Source organism: Gluconobacter japonicus, from assembly GCF_002723975.1.
Taxonomy (GTDB): Bacteria; Pseudomonadota; Alphaproteobacteria; order Acetobacterales; family Acetobacteraceae; genus Gluconobacter; species Gluconobacter japonicus.
Genome location: NZ_BEWO01000016.1, coordinates 46,587 through 62,183, shown reverse-complemented (window position 1 = coordinate 62,183; position 15,597 = coordinate 46,587). Strand labels below are relative to the sequence as shown.

Genomic DNA, 15,597 nt, shown 5'->3' with positions numbered 1-15,597 from the left:
ATACGCCCTATCCTTTGAAAGACCGTCAGTCCGGCGGCTTTCCTCTGTCTCCAGCGTCCCCAGACGTCAGAATTGACATTTCCTCCTGGGACAAACCTTCCAGCAAACTGGCCCTCCTCCAGTTGGGCACTTACAGCGGTCATTCAGATGGTTTTCTCATCCTGTCCCTCTGTTCCGATAAGGAATGCGCTACGGGCCAAACGGCCTTGAAACAGGCAAAGGATAACGGCCTGACTGCGATTGCACTGGACAGAGTGATCCCGCCCGATGCCCGAACCCTGACATTAAGCCTCAAGAACGCAACCTCATACGTGATGATCTGGTCCACTGTGAAAGATCAGATCGCCTGGCCACGCATCCGTTTCGAAACAGAAGCAGTGCGCGAAACCATGACACCCGTTTTACAGACAGCCGCCGGAGACCTGATCCGACTAAAGAATCCGGCGCCCTATTTCGAGACCGAGGCTCCTTGCACTCTAATCCCACTGGACCGGGAGACCCTCTCTGCACAATGTAAGAAGCCAACCCATCTGATCCGTCGGGAAATCATGCTGCCAGGCTGGGAAGCAGACATAAACGGGACTTCCATCATTCCAGGAACATGGGATGGGTTGTTTGAGCGTATCCCTCTCCCTGCTGGTAACAGCCAGATCCACTTCCATTTTGCCCCTCCCGGAGCAACCTTGGCCTGGATCGCCACAGCGTTGGGGGTGATCCTGCTGATCATGGGTTTCCGCCGCCGCACTCACCGGACCTGAAACGCCCTGCACAAAAAAAATCCCAGCCCTCGAACGAGGACTGGGATTTTTAAGCAGATCCTGTCGAATGATCTTACTGGCAGGCCAGGCACTCTTCGTAATCACCACTGCTCATCTTGCCGCGTGGAGCAGCCTGCGCCGTGGCTTCGTACTTCTCGTCTTCCAGAATATCGCTCTTCACGGCCAGCGTGGAGACCGCATCAGCGCGCTGCACCGACAGGGAGCGGCAGTAATACAGAGACTTTAGACCCTTCTTCCAGGCCTGGAAGTGGATCTGGTGCAGATCGCGCTTATGCACATCCGCAGGCAGGAAGAGGTTGACCGATTGTGCCTGACAGATGAACGGCGCACGGTCTGCGGCATGTTCGACAACCCAGCGCTGATCCAGCTCAAACGCCGTCTTGAAGACGTCCTTCTCATCTTGTGTCAGGAAGTCCAGATGCTGGACTGAGCCTTTGCTCAGAGTGATGTCAGACCAGACCTTGTCCGTGTTCTGGCCACGCTCTTCAAGGATCGTGGTCAGATGACGGTTACGGACCGAGAACGAGCCGGACAGGGTCTTCTGAAGGAAGACGTTGGCGCTGATCGGCTCAATGCCCGGGCTTGCATTGCCCGTAATAATGGAAATGGAGGCCGTCGGAGCAATCGCCAGCTTGTGCGAGAAACGCTCCATAAAGCCATATTCCTCGGCATCCGGGCACGGACCACGCAGTTCCGCCAGCTTCTTTGACGCCGCATCGGCCTGGGCGCGGATATGCTGGAAGATCTTCTTGTTCCAGACCTTCGCCATCACGCTCTCGAACGGGATCATCCGAGCCTGAAGGAAAGAATGGAAGCCCATCACACCGAGACCAACAGACCGCTCACGGGCAGCGGCATACTTGGCGCGCGCCATATCGTCCGGCGCGCGGTCAATGAAGTCCTGCAGAACGTTGTCGAGGAACAGCATAACGTCCTCGATGAACTGCTGATCGTCTTTCCACTCGTCCCAGGTTTCCAGGTTCAGGGAAGACAGGCAGCAGACAGCCGTGCGGTTCTTGCCGTGATGGTCAATGCCGGTCGGCAGCGTGATTTCTGCGCAGAGATTGGAGGTCTTGACCTCAAGACCGGCCAGCTTGTGATGCTCCGGACGGGCGCGGTTCACATGGTCCGAATAAATGACGTACGGCTCGCCCTGCTCCATCCGGGCCGTCAGGATACGGATCCAGAGCGCGCGGGCCGAGACCTTGCGGATAATGCTGTGATCCTTCGGGGAGAGCAGAGCCCATTCCTCGTCAGCCTCGACGGCCCGCATGAAGGCGTCCGTAACCAGCACGCCATGATGCAGGTTCAGGGCCTTACGGTTCGGGTCACCGCCCGTCGGGCGGCGCATTTCCGTGAACTCTTCGATTTCAGGATGCCAGACCGGCAGATACACAGCCGCAGACCCACGACGCAAGGAGCCCTGTGAGATGGCCAGTGTCAGGCTGTCCATTACGCGGATAAACGGAATGACACCTGACGTCTTGCCGTTACGGCCGATGTTCTCACCAATCGAACGCAGATTGCCCCAATAGGACCCAATGCCACCGCCTTTGGAGGCGAGCCAGACGTTCTCGTTCCAAAGACCGACAATCCCTTCAAGACTGTCTTCCGCCTCGTTCAGGAAGCAGGAAATCGGCAGACCGCGTGATGTGCCACCATTGGACAGGATCGGCGTGGCCGGCATGAACCAGTGACGGGAAATATAGTCATAGATCCGCTGGGCATGACCCTGATCGGCACCGTAATAGGACGCAACGCGCGCAAACAGATCCTGATAATGCTCACCGGGCAGCAGATAGCGATTGTCCAGCGTCGCCTTGCCAAAATCCGTCAACAGGGCGTCACGTGAACGATCCACCCGCACGGCATGATGACCGGGAAGCTGGACGACATCGTCGAACATATCCGGCGTTTCGTCCCCTTCCCCAACAGCAGGCTCACCAACAGGATGGTCAACAGGCGGTAGCACGTCATGCGGTCGGTCGGCCGTGTGTGGCGTGTCCATCGTCACGTCATGAAGTGTCATTGCGCTCTGCTCCGGCGGTCTGTTTTTTTCGATTTGATGACCCTCCAATTCCACACTCGCCGGGCTCACTGCAAGCGAACTCTTCGCTTGCAAAATGGAAAGACCTGTGAATTTGGAGCCATCCATATCTAGGGGCAAAAATGATCCACACCCCTATATATTGGGGCAATCGCAGAAAACTGCCACGAGTTCCCATTCATCCCCAAGCAGCTTTCCTACCGTGACATCACAACCACAGGGGCAGAGGATTTTAACCGCAACCTAAGACTGCCTCTTTACGTTGAAGAACCCGACCCCAACACGCGGAGAGCGTCTCATGACCATCAACAAGAAAGCTTCGGCTCACTGGAGCGGAACGATCAAGGAAGGCAAAGGCACCATCTCAACGCAGAGTGGCGCCCTTCAGGATCAGCCTTATGGTTTCAACACGCGATTCGAAGACAAGCCCGGCACCAACCCGGAAGAACTGCTCGGCGCGGCCCATGCGAGCTGCTTCACAATGGCGCTATCTTTGATTCTCGGTGAGGCGGGCTTTACGGCCGACTCTCTCGATACGGAGTCGACAATTTCCCTGGATAAGGTTGGTGACGGCTTTGCCGTTACGAAGGCCCATCTGACCCTGCGCGGCGTGGTTCCAAACGCGACGGAGTCTGACTTCCTCGATGCTGCTAACAAGGCAAAGATCGGCTGCCCGATGTCCAAGGTTCTCAATACAGAGATCACCCTGGACGCCAAGCTCGCCAGCTAAAACGGAGAGGCTGGGATCAGTTATCCCAGCCGCACTGCGCATGATTGCGCAGCAGATGGTCAGCCAGAACACAGGCCATCATGGCTTCCGCCACAGGCACGGCACGGATACCGATACACGGATCGTGTCGTCCCTTGGTGCGAACTTCCACCGAATCCCCTGCACTATTAATGCTAGGCACGGGCGTCAGGATCGAACTGGTTGGCTTGATGGCAAAACGGGCCACGATCGGTTGCCCTGTGGAGATGCCTCCAAGGATGCCGCCTGCATGGTTTGACGTGAACTGCGGCCCCGGCGCGATCGGGTCTGCGTTCTGCTCACCACGAAGAGCGGCGACGGCAAAACCATCACCGATCTCAACGCCTTTCACACCGTTGATGCCCATCAGAGCACTGGCAAGGTCTGCATCCAGTTTGCCGTAGACTGGCGCACCGAGACCCGGCGGGAGGCCTTCAGCAACAACCTCAACAGTCGCCCCGATGGAGGAGCCATCCTTGCGAATGGAGTCGAGCAGCTCTTCCCAAGGACCTACGCTTGCAGCGTCCGGGCACCAGAGGGGATTGCGCTCCACTTCGTCCCAGTCCCACCGGGTCGGATCAATCGTCTGACCGCCGATCCCTGTCAGAGCCGCGCGAATCTTCACGCCCTCCCCGACCAGAGTTTTCAGCAACACACGGGCCACGGCACCGGCCGCAACACGCATGGCCGTTTCACGAGCGGACGAGCGACCACCACCACGGTAATCGCGGATGCCATATTTCAGATCGTAAGCAATATCAGCATGGCCCGGACGATAACTCTGGGCAATCTCACCATAATCTTTCGACCGCTGATCGGTGTTCTCGATCATGAGCGAGATAGGCGTGCCAGTCGTCTGGCCTTCAAAGACCCCCGACAGGATCCGGACCTGATCCGGCTCCCGCCGCTGGGTGGTAAAGCGGGACTGCCCCGGCCGACGACGGTCAAGCCAGGGCTGGATGTCCGCTTCGGACAGCTTCAGGCGGGGCGGGCAGCCATCCACGACACAGCCAATGGCTGGCCCGTGGCTCTCACCCCAGGTGGTAACGCGAAAAAGTTGCCCAAAGCTGTTGTCTGACATGTCAGTCCCCGGAACTGACAGCTGCGATATCCGGAGCGGCCGGGTTCTTCATGCCAACCGTGTGATAGCCGCAATCCACATGATGGATTTCGCCCGTCACGCCGCTGGAAAGATCGGAGAGCAGGTACATGCCCGAACCGCCAACATCCTTCAGGGTCACGTTACGCTCCATCGGGGCGTTGAGCTGGTTCCAGCGCAGGATATAGCGGAAGTCACTGATACCATTGGCCGCCAGCGTCATGATCGGGCCTGCGGAGATACCGTTCACACGGATATCGTCACGACCAAGGTCAGCCGCCATGTAACGCACGGAGGCTTCAAGAGCGGCCTTGGCAACACCCATGACGTTGTAATGCGGCATGACGCGCTCGGCACCGAGATAGGTCATGCTCAGGAACGAGCCGCCGGCATTCATCATGGCAGACGCACGACGGGCGACGGACACGAAAGAATAGCAGGAGATATCCATGGCCTGCAGGAAGGCATCACGCGGCGTATCGATGTAACGGCCACGGAGGTACTGCTTGTCAGCAAATGCGATGGCGTGAAGCACGAAGTCGATCTTACCCCACTTCTTTTCGATCTCGTCGAAGGTGGCATCGATTGCGGCGTCATCGCTGACGTCACAGGGCAGAACCAGATCAGAGCCAACGCTCTCTGCCAGCGGACGAACGCGCTTGCCAAGAGCCTCACCCTGGTAGGTAAAAGCCAGTTCGGCACCCTGGGCAGCACAGGCGCTGGCAATCGCCCAGGCGATGGAGTGCTTGTTCGCAACGCCCATAATGACACCGCGCTTACCCTTCATGAGGGTGCCGGTCACGGGAGCCGGGATGTTGTCTTCTGTTTCAGACATTGGAGGTTTCCTGAATCGCATTGGCGTATTAGCGCCGTGGTCGCACAAGAGATGCCAGCAAACAAGAGTAACACGACACTCAATGCCTCTTCGACGGCAGTTTTCAGCCGCAGTGTGGATTTCCGGCCCATGAGACAGGTCAAGGCATCTCTTCTTTTGTCCTCTATATAATGTAAGCGACCCTACAATTCGGGACCGTCGATTGACCGGGTCTGTTCCGGGGGCCGGACGGAACCGCTATGGTCTTCGTCCTGCCCTTTCGGGGCCGTCCCCGCTGCTTCAGGAGACTTCCATGCCCTCTCAGCCCCTTATCGATCTGACTGCCGATCCGTTCGCACTGTTCGCAACATGGATGTCAGACGCGGAAGCGTCCGAGCCCAATGACCCCAATGCCATGGCTGTTGCGACGTCAACGCCCGACGGCCGACCATCCGTCCGGATGCTGCTTCTCAAGGGGGCGGATGAACGCGGATTTGTTTTTTACACGAATGTGGAGAGCCGCAAGGGTGGCGATCTGCTGGCAAATCCTCATGTCGCCCTGCTGTTCCACTGGAAATCCCTGCGTCGGCAGATCCGGATCGAAGGCCCGGTTACGCAGGTCAGTGAAGAAGAGGCAGATGCGTATTTCGCCAGCCGCTCGCCCATGTCCCGCCTTGGGGCCATTGCCTCTGACCAGTCCCGCTCCTTGGATGACCGCAGTACGTTTGAAGAGCGTCTGAAGGCAGCGGAAGAAAAATATGGCGATGGCCCGATTCCGCGCCCGAGCAACTGGACAGGTTTCCGCGTCAGTCCAGACGCCATCGAGTTCTGGCAGGACCGCCCTTTCCGCCTCCATGACCGTGCATTATGGACTCGTGATGGATCCGGATGGAACGTCACGCGTCTTTATCCGTAAAGAGACAGAACATCCTTTTCCATTAGGTGGGGAGCCTTACGTTATGCTTATCGAAATCAAGAATATCCTTCTCCCCCTCACCGGGGCCGACGACCTTGACTCCGTCATGTCGGTCGCTCTGGACTTTGCACATCGTTTCAACGCGCATCTTTCTGCTGTCGTTGTCGGATCAGATCCGACCGAAGTGGCGACACTGGCCGGCGAAGGTATTTCTGCCGGCATGGTCACGGAAATGATCGACGCGGCAGCTACAGAAGCACATCGTCGCGCCATCAAGATTCGCCACAGCTTCGATACTTTCGTGCACCAGAACGGCATCCGCCGCGTCGAAGCCTCCAAAATCGGCATGACCCTTGGGGAGGGTGTCAGTGCCAGCCTCGAAGTCCTGGACGGGACGGAGCATGACGCGCTGACATGGCGTTCACGCCTGGCGGACATGACGCTCGTGCCGAATCTCATTTCCGCTACAGACCCTCGGGCATCCGAGACGCTGCACGCCATTCTCTTTGATAGTGGTCGCCCGCTTGTCATTGCGCCGCCGATCGTTCCCAAGACCGTTGGCCGCCGTATTGCCATTGCCTGGAATGGTACGTCTGAGGCGTCCCTCGCCCTGCGTTGCATCCTGCCATGGGCGCACACAGCAGAAGCCGTGCAGGTTCTGACCTGTCAGGAATATCAGCGCCGCGGTCCGACGGGCGACGATGTGGTTCGTTATCTGCGGATGCACGGCATTTCCGCTACAACACAGGCTTGCGACCCTATCAACAAGGACGTCGGTGCGGGTCTGCTCAAAGGCGCTGAAAATTTTGGCGCTGACATGCTCAGTATGGGCGCTTACTCCCACTCACGCCTGCGCCAGATGATCCTTGGCGGCGTCACGCGTCATATTCTTGAGAACATGAAGCTGACTGTTCTCATGAGTCGCTGACATCAGATCATGCGTCCTTTCCGGGTGTTCCGCGTTGAAGTTGTCATCCGACGTTTCACACAGCCTTCCGGAAAGGACGTTCCATGCTTTCCCGCCTAGCCGCTCCGCTTTTCTGTCTTGCCGCTGTTACAGGCGCATCTGCTCAGGCCATGGATAACCGCCTTTCAGCGGATATCTCCTCATTCACTCTTCAGGAACCGTCGGGCCAACTAAGCCTGCATCTTGTTCCTTCCACCACGCTGATCTCGGGCTACAGCAGCCCGTTTTATAGCCGCAACCCGCAAACCGGCGGCATAACACTTCATACTGATGGTCTTCAGCCGCCAGTCCGGGGCACAATTGCTCCCGAGACCCTTCTGCGCGAAAATTCAGCTTGGTACTTCCAGCAGACTTCTTCCGATCTGGAAGCCGCCCTGCACATCGACCGCATCCCAAAGAACGGCCGTATCACCATTGGTCGTCTGACGTCCCAGCAGGGTGTCATTGCCGAACTCAGAGTCGAAGGCGACAGGGTCCTGGCCATTGTGAACAACGGAACATCCACCCAGAAAGTAGTCGCTGGCACCGTCTATCCGCAACAGACCGTCCGATACGCCATACACACAACACCTAATGGTTTACTGCTGATCTCCGTTAACGGAACGACAAACCACTTCTCGCTTCCCTCTGCCGCAACAACACAGGCCCTGTGGTTTGAAGCCATCGCAGGCGAACAGGGTTTCCATAGGCCCAGCCATTCGGACGCAGCCCGCGTAACGTTCACGGGACTTCAGGTTCACCATCAGGCAACCTGACAGTCTGTCACAGAGTTTTGCGAGCCAGCCCGGACCATGCTACCCGACTGCCCATGATATCGCCTGCGCGCATGATCCGTATCTGGCTGGGTGCCAGCCTGCGTTCCACACGCTGGCAGGTAAGCGGCTCACAGGACTCCAGGGATCTTCTGCTACAGCCAGATCAGGGATTGGTGGTCGCTTTCTGGCACCGTTCCCTGACCCTGGCTCCGGCGCTCTGGTTCTGGGCAACCGCTCATGAACCTCGCCTGCGACTCAGGGTGCTCATTTCCCGAAATGCGGATGGCCTGCTAATTGCCGACGCCGTCCGTCCATGGGGAATTATTGGCATCCACGGATCGTCTTCCAGAAAAGGCAAAGATAAAGGTGGCGCCGCTGTCATGCGTACCGCGCTCCGGGAACTGAAGGATGGTGCTTTCGTCGCCATTACGCCGGATGGTCCCCGCGGCCCTGCCGAAGATGTCCAGCCCGGCGCAGTGGCGCTCTCCCGTCTGGCAAAATGCGCCGTTATCCCTATGGGTCTCGCCTGTAACGGCATCCATCTGCCCTCATGGGACAGAATGCTGTTTCCGCTGCCTTTTGGCAGAGGATCACTGGTTGCCGGGGCACCACTTTTCCAACCTGATGCAGAAACCTTGAAGAAAGCCCTGGAAACGGTTTCTCAGCAGGCAGAAAGCACCGTACGGCGACAGAATTTTTCCGTCATGGATCGGCTCTGGGCCATCATCGGAACACTTCTGGCCCCGTCCCTCACCATCATGCTTCGTTTTCGCGTCCACCGAGGGCGTGAACTACCAGACAGATTGCGGGAACGCATGGGCTTGGGTGGTGGTGTTCGACCAAATGGGAAACTTCTCTGGATCCATGCCGCCAGCGTTGGAGAAACGCTGTGTGCCCGCCCGCTGATGGACGATCTGCTTGCACGACAGCCTGACCTGAAAATTCTGTTCACAACGGCCACAGTCACGGGAGCGGAAATCGTCGCGGCACATCCGGAGTTTGGCAAACGTGTTCTCCATCGTTTCATCCCTCATGATGTGCCGCGCTGGTTCGGTCGCTTCCTCAAACGCTGGAAGCCCAATGGCGCCGTTTTTGTAGAAAGCGAACTCTGGCCCGGGATCATTACAGCCTGTTGCCGCCAGAACATTCCCACAATGGTCGTCAATGGCCGATTGTCGGATCGTTCCGCACATCGCTGGGCCAAGGCAGGACCTTTGGCGCGCCGGATGTTTTCACGCCTGAGTTGGGTCGCGGCTCGCGGGGCTGAAGACGCCACACATTTTCGCAGTCTTGATGCCAGTCCGGTTTACGAAGACGGGGATCTCAAACAGGATGCCGCCCCTCTGTTCTGCGACGAGCAGGAACTGAAGCGCCTGCAAGCCCTCATCGGTGATCGTCCGGTGTTTGTGGCGGCCTCCACGCACCCCGGCGAAGAAGACCTGGTTCTGGAAGCCGCAGCGATCGCGCGGCAGAAGACACCTGATCTGCTGACCATTCTCATCCCCCGTCATCCTTCCCGAGGCGAAGAACTGGCACAACAGTTCGGGCTAAACCGTCGGCGGTCTCAAGGTCAGGACCCAGACGCCACAACCTCCGTCTGGATTGCGGATACGCTCGGAGAACTGGGGCTGTTCTACCGACTGGCAGACAGTTGCTTCATCGGCAATTCTCTGGCTGGCAAAGGCGGCGGACATAATCCGTTCGAACCTTTGCGTCTGGGGATCCCAACCGCAACTGGCCCGTTGATGACCAACTGGCGTGAAGCCATGATCCTGCTTCAGGATTATCTTCACATCGTCAGGGATGTCGCTACTCTGGCAGAGTGGATGACCACAGCGCACGCCACAGCTTCGACGGGGGAACTTCAGCGCTCCGTAGTGTCGAAGCTGAGCCCTCGTATTCTGGAGACACTTGAACGATGAAGCTGCAGGCTCCGCGATTCTGGTCCGTTCCCCGGATAGGGCCTGCCGCGTTTCTGCTGCGTCCGTTCGGAACCATTGCGACTCGCCTGACACGCCGCCGTCTCAAAAAATCCGGATTTCAGGCCCCTGTTCCTGTCCTGTGCTGCGGCAACATAACAGTCGGCGGAACAGGAAAGACTCCCCTGACCCTCGATCTGGTCCAGCGCCTTATTGAGCGTGGACATCATCCTCATATTCTCAGCCGTGGTCATGGCGGACGCGAACGTGGACCACTGGAAGTCAATCCCGGCCGGGCCAGCGCCAGGGATGTGGGCGATGAGCCCCTCCTTCTCGCCCGTGCCGCACCGACATGGATCGGGCCCGATCGGGGCCAGACTGCACGCCTGGCCATTGGTCAAGGAGCCGACTGCATCGTGATGGACGATGGCTTCCAGAATGCGAGTCTGCACAAGGACGTTTCGATTCTGGTTGTGGACGGCGCAGTCGGCTTCGGAAATGCGCAGGTCATGCCGGCTGGCCCATTGCGTGAACCGATCATGGACGGGCTAAAGCGGGCACAGGTTGTGGTCATCATTGGTGACGACCGTCATAACCTTCTGCTGACCCTTCCCCCATTCCTGTTCAAAACGCAGGCCCGACTTGTTCCCGGACCAGAAATCCGGGGCCTTCAGGGGCGTCGCGTGGTGGCCTTCGCGGGCATTGGCCGCCCGGAAAAGTTCTTTTCCATGTTGCAGGATGCCGGCGTAACTCCCGTACGCTCCCTGCCCTTCCCGGACCATCACACCTATTCCAACAATGATATTCAGCGCCTTGAAATGCTGCGCCGGGAATCCGGCACCACTTTGGTGACCACAGCCAAGGATGCGGTCAAACTTCCTCCTGCCTTTCGGGCGCAGGTCACGGTCGTCAATGTCGAGCTGCTCTGGGCAGACCCCAAGGCACCCGACCATATTCTGGATCTGCTTTTTCCCCTGTCATGACCTCTCTTTCATACCGGGCAGAAGCCCTGATCGTGCGCATCCTGCTGGGCGGGCTCCGCATTCTGCCACCTTCCGTGGCCTCTACCCTCGGTGGATCGGTAGCGCGAACAATCGGTCCACTTTTGCCAGTTTCCAAAGTAGCAGACCAGAATCTGCAGCTGGCCATGCCACAGATGACCCGCGACGAACGCCGCAAAACCGTTCGGGACTGCTGGGACAATCTGGGGAGGACCGTTTCAGAGTTTCCCCATGTTGGACACCTGAAGCAGAACACGCCCTCTGGTCCGGGATGGCAGGTTGAAGGGGCGGAACATCTCGAAGCTGCCAAAGCCACGGGACGACCGATCATTTTCTTTTCCGGCCATATTGGGAACTGGGAACTGATGCCGCCGGTCGTGGCCCGTTTCGGCATGCCATTCGCGTCTTTCTACCGCGCGGCAAGCAATCCCACAGTGGATTCCATCATCCATGCCCTTCGACGGGAAGCCATGGGAGCAGACGTTCCCATGTTTCCAAAAGGCTCCAAAGGCGCACGTGCAGCCCTCAGGCATCTCTCAAAAGGTGGCCATCTCGGCGTCCTGGGCGACCAGAAAATGAACGATGGCATCGAGGCTCAGCTCTTTGGCCGCGCCGCAATGACAGCCTCGGCTACGGCAGTGTTTGCGCTGCGACATAACGCCCTGATCGTAACGGGTCATGTCCGCCGAGATGGTCCGGCGAGACTCGTGCTTGTTGTAGACGAACCCATTGATTTCCAGCCGACACAGAATCGACAGGCTGACATTCGGGCTCTGACCCAGCGCCTCAACGACCGGCTTCAGGAATGGATTGAGGAACGCCCTGGGTCCTGGCTCTGGCTTCACCGGCGCTGGAGCAAGGACCTGTATCGGAATATGACAACAACATGTTGAGCTATGCGTTTTTCGCATGGCAGATTTGCCACAGTGGGGAAAGTTTATGTCGCCAGACGGGGTTTTTGCGTCATTTAAGATTGTGAAAGGCCCCGTTTGGATTTTAGCCTGACCTCATCGCAATCACCGGGCTCTTCCGCCCCGCTTTGATGAGGACTTACCTGATGGCGCAGGCAACTCCCCTTCTTGACCTTTCCTCCGTTTCCATGGGTGGGAATGTCATTACCCTGAGACAGGGTGTACTTCCTCGTCACCGCGAATATCTGTCCCGGTGGCTCGAAGCTGGCATGCGGATGGGTCTGTTCGATGCAGAGATCACTCCGGTCGACTCTGGCGTTACCAATTTTGATGGAACGACCCCGATCGAGCATGTTCTTGTCTGGGTCCGTGAGAATCCCGACCCTGCCTACATGCTGCGTCCACAAGGCATGCGCTGGGTTCTGATCGACCATCTGCGAAATCACGAACTCGGTAGCTACGCCAGCTTCGAGCTGGCTCTGCACACCATTCGCCCCGTCCTGCCGCTGGCAGAAACATACGCCGCCTGACAGCGCTTTGAGGCATCAAACCGCCTCTTTCTGCTGTTCCCGGCATCTTGGCCAAAATCAGGCATAAAAAAACACGCGCTGGTCGCCGCAGACGCGTGTTTCTTCCTTTAAGAAATAAGACGCTTTCTTAGCTCGGTCGGGCCGCGATATCCCGCGATGCTGGAACAATAATCCGGGCGCCGCCGCCACGCTGGATCTGATAGATAGCCAACGCGCGCGTTACATGCCCGTCCGGACGCAACCGGAACAGACCGTCCACCCCCATATAACCATCCGCCCGTGTCAAGGCTACCGTCGTAGGGCCACCCTGCTTCATCAGACTTCCAGCCAGAGCGGCCGCATCATAGGCAAAGTCCGTGACCGGGGACGGTGCCTGCTTGTAGACGGCCTTATATTGCCCGACATATCCGTTGCGATCCTTGGCGTCCGGCGCAGCGTACCAGGCACCATGCAACGCACTCAGCTTGCCATCAAACGCCTTCCAGAGCGCCGGCCCCATGATCTGAACCTGACTGGCGTCAATGTGATCATCGCGCAGAGCAGTAATGATATGCCCCAGTTCCATACCGGTGTCGGCCAGAACCAGCGCGTCAAACGGCGGCGGCGGAACAGGAGAGGCTGCAACAGGCTGCGAAGGTGTTGCCTGAGCCGGAGTGGCAGCAGTAGCCGAATCGGGAGCAGCTTCTGCGGTCGGGTCAACAGCAGACGGACCGGGTGGTACTGTCGGCGCAGGAGCAGGAGGCTGACGGTTCGCGATATCCGACAAGCCCTTCAGGCCATCATCAATGCTCTGGGCATCCATTGCGTGGAAAACGATCTTCGGCTCGTTCAGACCGTCATCGCGACAGGCACGCTGAAGCCCCTCTGCCATGGCGTGACCAAGCGCATTGTCAGGCAGGAAAGCAGCAAATGTTTTGCGACCCGTCGCCCGCGCGGCGTCCACCATGCGGCGAACCTGCTGCTCCGGTGTCAGACCCATGACCCAGACGCCCGGACGCGCCTGTGTCGAATCGCTTGTGAACGCCAGGACAGGCTTGCCTGCTTCCACAGCCAGTGGCGCAACAGCGGCCGTTTCCGTAGCGGTCAACGGCCCCAAAATCATCGCATCACCACGGGAAAGCGCATCATGCGCTGCCTGTGCGGCACCTCCTGCGGCGTTGCTGTCATGAATATCCAGCGTTGGAGACCCTTGGGCAGAAAGAGCAAGCTTGGCGGCGTCTCGCATACGACCACCAATCGCTCCGTATCGCCCCGTCAACGGCAGAATCAGGCCAACGTCATGCGCGCCCGGCGCCTGACTAGAGCCAGGAATACCGCCCACACCCGGGATCAGCGAAGAGCCTCCGCCGGAGCAGGCGGTCAGCGTCAGGAAGGTTCCAGCGGCGAGGCCAGTGCTTACACCCTTGCGCAGACGGCTCATCGGTCCAGAATAGGGCCTTGAGTTCATCACCGAGGATGCAGATGTCCGAAAAGTCATGTTCCGCTGAAACTCCCTTGAGCGATACGGCTGAAATATTAACGGCCGCCCCGCCATCGGAGCATGGCCCGAAAGTGGGGGGACAACTGATATTGGTTGCGACGCCAATCGGCAACCTGGCCGATATCAGCGAACGCGCGATAGAGACCTTACAGAGCGTTGAGGCGATTTTATGTGAAGATACGCGGGTTACGGCAAAATTGCTGATGTCCCGCAACATCTCCACGCCCACCAGAACGCTGCACGATCACAACGAACAGGATCGCACCCCGTTTCTCATTGAAAAACTTTCTGCAGGCGCACGATACGCCGTCGTGTCAGACGCGGGCACCCCACTGGTCTCAGACCCCGGCTACCGTCTGGTGCGAGCAGCCATTGCCGCTGGTATTCCCGTTACGGCCATTCCTGGCCCGAACGCGGTCATCACTGCTCTGACGCTGTCTGGCCTGCCCCCCCTACCCTTCATGTTTCTCGGCTTTCCGGCGCCACGCAGCGAAGCCCGCAAGACCGGCTTTGCAACGCTCCGCGCAGCCGAACAGGCTGGCGTACGCTCTACGCTGATCTGGTATGAGGCACCGCATCGTCTGGTTGAAACACTGGAAGATCTGATTGAGGTGTTCGGGCCCGATCGCGAGGCCGCCGTTGGTCGCGAACTGACGAAGCGTTTTGAGGAAATGGTGCGCGGAACGCTCACAGAAGTGCTGGCTCATTTCCAAACAACAGCACCCCGCGGAGAAATCACGCTTCTGATTGGCCCATCAGCAGAAGATGACAGTGGCGCGGATGATCTGGATACGCATCTACGACAGGCTTTGGAAAGCCATTCGGTCAAGGACGCTGCAACGCTTGTCGCCGGGATTGTGAAACTTCCAAAGCGCACGGTTTATGCCCGTGCGCTGGAACTCTCAAAAGAGATGAAGAACTAAGTCCTCAGTCTTCGGATTTTGGAAGCGTGAACAAAGACTGGGACACGCTTCCACCTGTCTTTACATCCGACAGAGCAATGCGGGTCGTTCGCCCCTGCGCATCTACGACTTCCCATCCCAGAAGAGCCAAAGGCGCCTCCGAAAATACGAGGGTCAGGTTCCCCTCACCTGGGTTATCGGTTTTCTCAACCTGAAGGTGGATCTGACCGCTTTTGCGCTCGAATCCCGTAACAGTCACGTCCCCAGACAGTTTCAGGTCAGGACGAAGCAGAAGGCCCAGGGGGGTGCGGTCCAGCGGAATGACCGTGACCTGTCCGACGCTGCGATCCTGAAACACGACCTTCCCGTCATTCGCGACCAGCAGAAGCGGGCTTGGGCTATCATAATCGAAACGCATCCGCCCCGGACGATCCAGCGTCGCCGTTCCACCAACGGTTTTGCCATCGGGAGCAATCTGCTGAAAGCGGGCCTGAAGGACCGTAATCTGACCCAGCGTATCCTGAATACGGGCGACCCATCCCTGATCCACAGGACGAAGCTGCGCCGGAACAGCCTGCGCCAGAGCAGGAAACGGGAGAGCAGCAACGGACATGAAAGCGCTGGCTACAGCCGCGCGAAAGAAAAGACGGTTCATCATCCCTCTGGAACTACCGATCGGGGAGCGGGTTGCAAAAAGCACCCGCTTTCCCGATTCATAGCGCCTCCCGA

The 15,597-nt window shown here is 58.3% G+C and carries 14 protein-coding genes and 1 pseudogene; 10 read left to right on the top strand and 5 right to left on the bottom strand.

The features are described from left to right. Positions 1–758, top strand: a pseudogene (locus tag GJA01_RS15560) (hypothetical protein); the annotation flags it as partial. 73 nt (positions 759–831) lie between these two features. Here the strand turns inward: GJA01_RS15560 and GJA01_RS11155 are convergent. After that, positions 832–2,685, bottom strand: a complete 1,854-nt coding sequence (locus GJA01_RS11155; RefSeq protein WP_253783249.1) for a ribonucleoside-diphosphate reductase subunit alpha — start codon at positions 2,683–2,685, stop codon at positions 832–834. 439 nt (positions 2,686–3,124) lie between these two features. Between GJA01_RS11155 and GJA01_RS11150 the strand changes: the two genes are divergently transcribed. Then, a complete protein-coding gene (locus GJA01_RS11150) occupies positions 3,125–3,556 on the top strand; it encodes an OsmC family protein (RefSeq protein ID WP_061931748.1) in 432 nt (143 codons plus the stop codon). A 16-nt stretch (positions 3,557–3,572) separates the two neighbouring features. On the opposite strand, the gene aroC is transcribed toward GJA01_RS11150, so the two are convergent. Together aroC and fabI are read right to left on the bottom strand one after the other, a co-directional pair. Beyond that, complete coding sequence (aroC, locus tag GJA01_RS11145) at positions 3,573–4,655, bottom strand: chorismate synthase (protein ID WP_062503594.1); 1,083 nt, start codon at positions 4,653–4,655, stop codon at positions 3,573–3,575. Between the two features lies 1 nt (position 4,656). Then, complete coding sequence (gene fabI / locus GJA01_RS11140; RefSeq protein ID WP_034881234.1) at positions 4,657–5,508, bottom strand: enoyl-ACP reductase FabI; 852 nt, start codon at positions 5,506–5,508, stop codon at positions 4,657–4,659. Positions 5,509–5,800: 292 nt separating this feature from the next. On the opposite strand from fabI, the gene pdxH reads away from it, so the two are divergent. The 7 genes from pdxH (at position 5,801) to GJA01_RS11105 (ending at position 12,486) form a co-directional block, all read left to right on the top strand. After that, entirely contained in the window at positions 5,801–6,403 is a 603-nt protein-coding gene (gene pdxH / locus GJA01_RS11135; RefSeq protein WP_172794465.1) for a pyridoxamine 5'-phosphate oxidase, read from the top strand. A gap of 43 nt (positions 6,404–6,446) precedes the next feature. Further along, positions 6,447–7,331 (top strand): universal stress protein, encoded by an 885-nt coding sequence (locus GJA01_RS11130; protein WP_062503590.1) that lies wholly within the window; start codon positions 6,447–6,449, stop codon positions 7,329–7,331. Positions 7,332–7,414: 83 nt separating this feature from the next. Beyond that, complete coding sequence (locus tag GJA01_RS11125) at positions 7,415–8,125, top strand: polysaccharide lyase family 7 protein (protein WP_062503588.1); 711 nt, start codon at positions 7,415–7,417, stop codon at positions 8,123–8,125. 71 nt (positions 8,126–8,196) lie between these two features. Next, on the top strand, positions 8,197–10,047 hold the full coding sequence (locus GJA01_RS11120; RefSeq protein ID WP_253783247.1) for a glycosyltransferase N-terminal domain-containing protein: 1,851 nt from the start codon (positions 8,197–8,199) through the stop codon (positions 10,045–10,047). Continuing rightward, positions 10,044–11,027, top strand: a complete 984-nt coding sequence (gene lpxK, locus GJA01_RS11115; RefSeq protein WP_062503584.1) for a tetraacyldisaccharide 4'-kinase — start codon at positions 10,044–10,046, stop codon at positions 11,025–11,027. Before GJA01_RS11120 ends, lpxK begins: the two co-directional genes overlap by 4 nt. Next, on the top strand, positions 11,024–11,938 hold the full coding sequence (locus GJA01_RS11110; RefSeq protein WP_062503583.1) for a lysophospholipid acyltransferase family protein: 915 nt from the start codon (positions 11,024–11,026) through the stop codon (positions 11,936–11,938). The genes lpxK and GJA01_RS11110 overlap by 4 nt, the downstream gene beginning before the upstream one ends. A 164-nt stretch (positions 11,939–12,102) precedes the next feature. Then, positions 12,103–12,486, top strand: coding sequence for a hypothetical protein (locus GJA01_RS11105; RefSeq protein WP_172794464.1), 384 nt, complete (start codon positions 12,103–12,105; stop codon positions 12,484–12,486). A gap of 127 nt (positions 12,487–12,613) precedes the next feature. Here the strand turns inward: GJA01_RS11105 and GJA01_RS11100 are convergent, their stop codons facing one another. Then, complete coding sequence (locus GJA01_RS11100; protein ID WP_062503579.1) at positions 12,614–13,906, bottom strand: penicillin-binding protein activator; 1,293 nt, start codon at positions 13,904–13,906, stop codon at positions 12,614–12,616. Positions 13,907–14,055: 149 nt separating this feature from the next. Between GJA01_RS11100 and rsmI the strand changes: the two genes are divergently transcribed. Further along, complete coding sequence (gene rsmI / locus GJA01_RS11095; protein ID WP_062016512.1) at positions 14,056–14,889, top strand: 16S rRNA (cytidine(1402)-2'-O)-methyltransferase; 834 nt, start codon at positions 14,056–14,058, stop codon at positions 14,887–14,889. A gap of 4 nt (positions 14,890–14,893) precedes the next feature. Here the strand turns inward: rsmI and GJA01_RS11090 are convergent, their stop codons facing one another. After that, positions 14,894–15,526: a LolA family protein gene (locus GJA01_RS11090; protein ID WP_062503604.1), complete on the bottom strand. Its 633-nt coding sequence runs from the start codon at positions 15,524–15,526 to the stop codon at positions 14,894–14,896. Between the last annotated feature and the right edge of the window lie 71 nt (positions 15,527–15,597).

Excerpts from the sequence above, each read along its gene's own strand:
- GJA01_RS11125 (WP_062503588.1), top strand. The coding sequence starts at position 7,415 with ATGCTTTCCCGCCTAGCCGCTCCGCTTTTCTGTCTTGCCGCTGTTACA.
- GJA01_RS11090 (WP_062503604.1), bottom strand. The coding sequence starts at position 15,526 with ATGATGAACCGTCTTTTCTTTCGCGCGGCTGTAGCCAGCGCTTTCATG.
- GJA01_RS11100 (WP_062503579.1), bottom strand. The coding sequence starts at position 13,906 with ATGAGCCGTCTGCGCAAGGGTGTAAGCACTGGCCTCGCCGCTGGAACC.
- fabI (WP_034881234.1), bottom strand. The coding sequence starts at position 5,508 with ATGTCTGAAACAGAAGACAACATCCCGGCTCCCGTGACCGGCACCCTC.
- GJA01_RS11105 (WP_172794464.1), top strand. The coding sequence starts at position 12,103 with ATGGCGCAGGCAACTCCCCTTCTTGACCTTTCCTCCGTTTCCATGGGT.
- GJA01_RS11120 (WP_253783247.1), top strand. The coding sequence starts at position 8,197 with ATGATCCGTATCTGGCTGGGTGCCAGCCTGCGTTCCACACGCTGGCAG.
- GJA01_RS11130 (WP_062503590.1), top strand. The coding sequence starts at position 6,447 with ATGCTTATCGAAATCAAGAATATCCTTCTCCCCCTCACCGGGGCCGAC.
- lpxK (WP_062503584.1), top strand. The coding sequence starts at position 10,044 with ATGAAGCTGCAGGCTCCGCGATTCTGGTCCGTTCCCCGGATAGGGCCT.
- aroC (WP_062503594.1), bottom strand. The coding sequence starts at position 4,655 with ATGTCAGACAACAGCTTTGGGCAACTTTTTCGCGTTACCACCTGGGGT.
- GJA01_RS11110 (WP_062503583.1), top strand. The coding sequence starts at position 11,024 with ATGACCTCTCTTTCATACCGGGCAGAAGCCCTGATCGTGCGCATCCTG.
- GJA01_RS11155 (WP_253783249.1), bottom strand. The coding sequence starts at position 2,685 with ATGTTCGACGATGTCGTCCAGCTTCCCGGTCATCATGCCGTGCGGGTG.
- GJA01_RS11150 (WP_061931748.1), top strand. The coding sequence starts at position 3,125 with ATGACCATCAACAAGAAAGCTTCGGCTCACTGGAGCGGAACGATCAAG.
- pdxH (WP_172794465.1), top strand. The coding sequence starts at position 5,801 with ATGCCCTCTCAGCCCCTTATCGATCTGACTGCCGATCCGTTCGCACTG.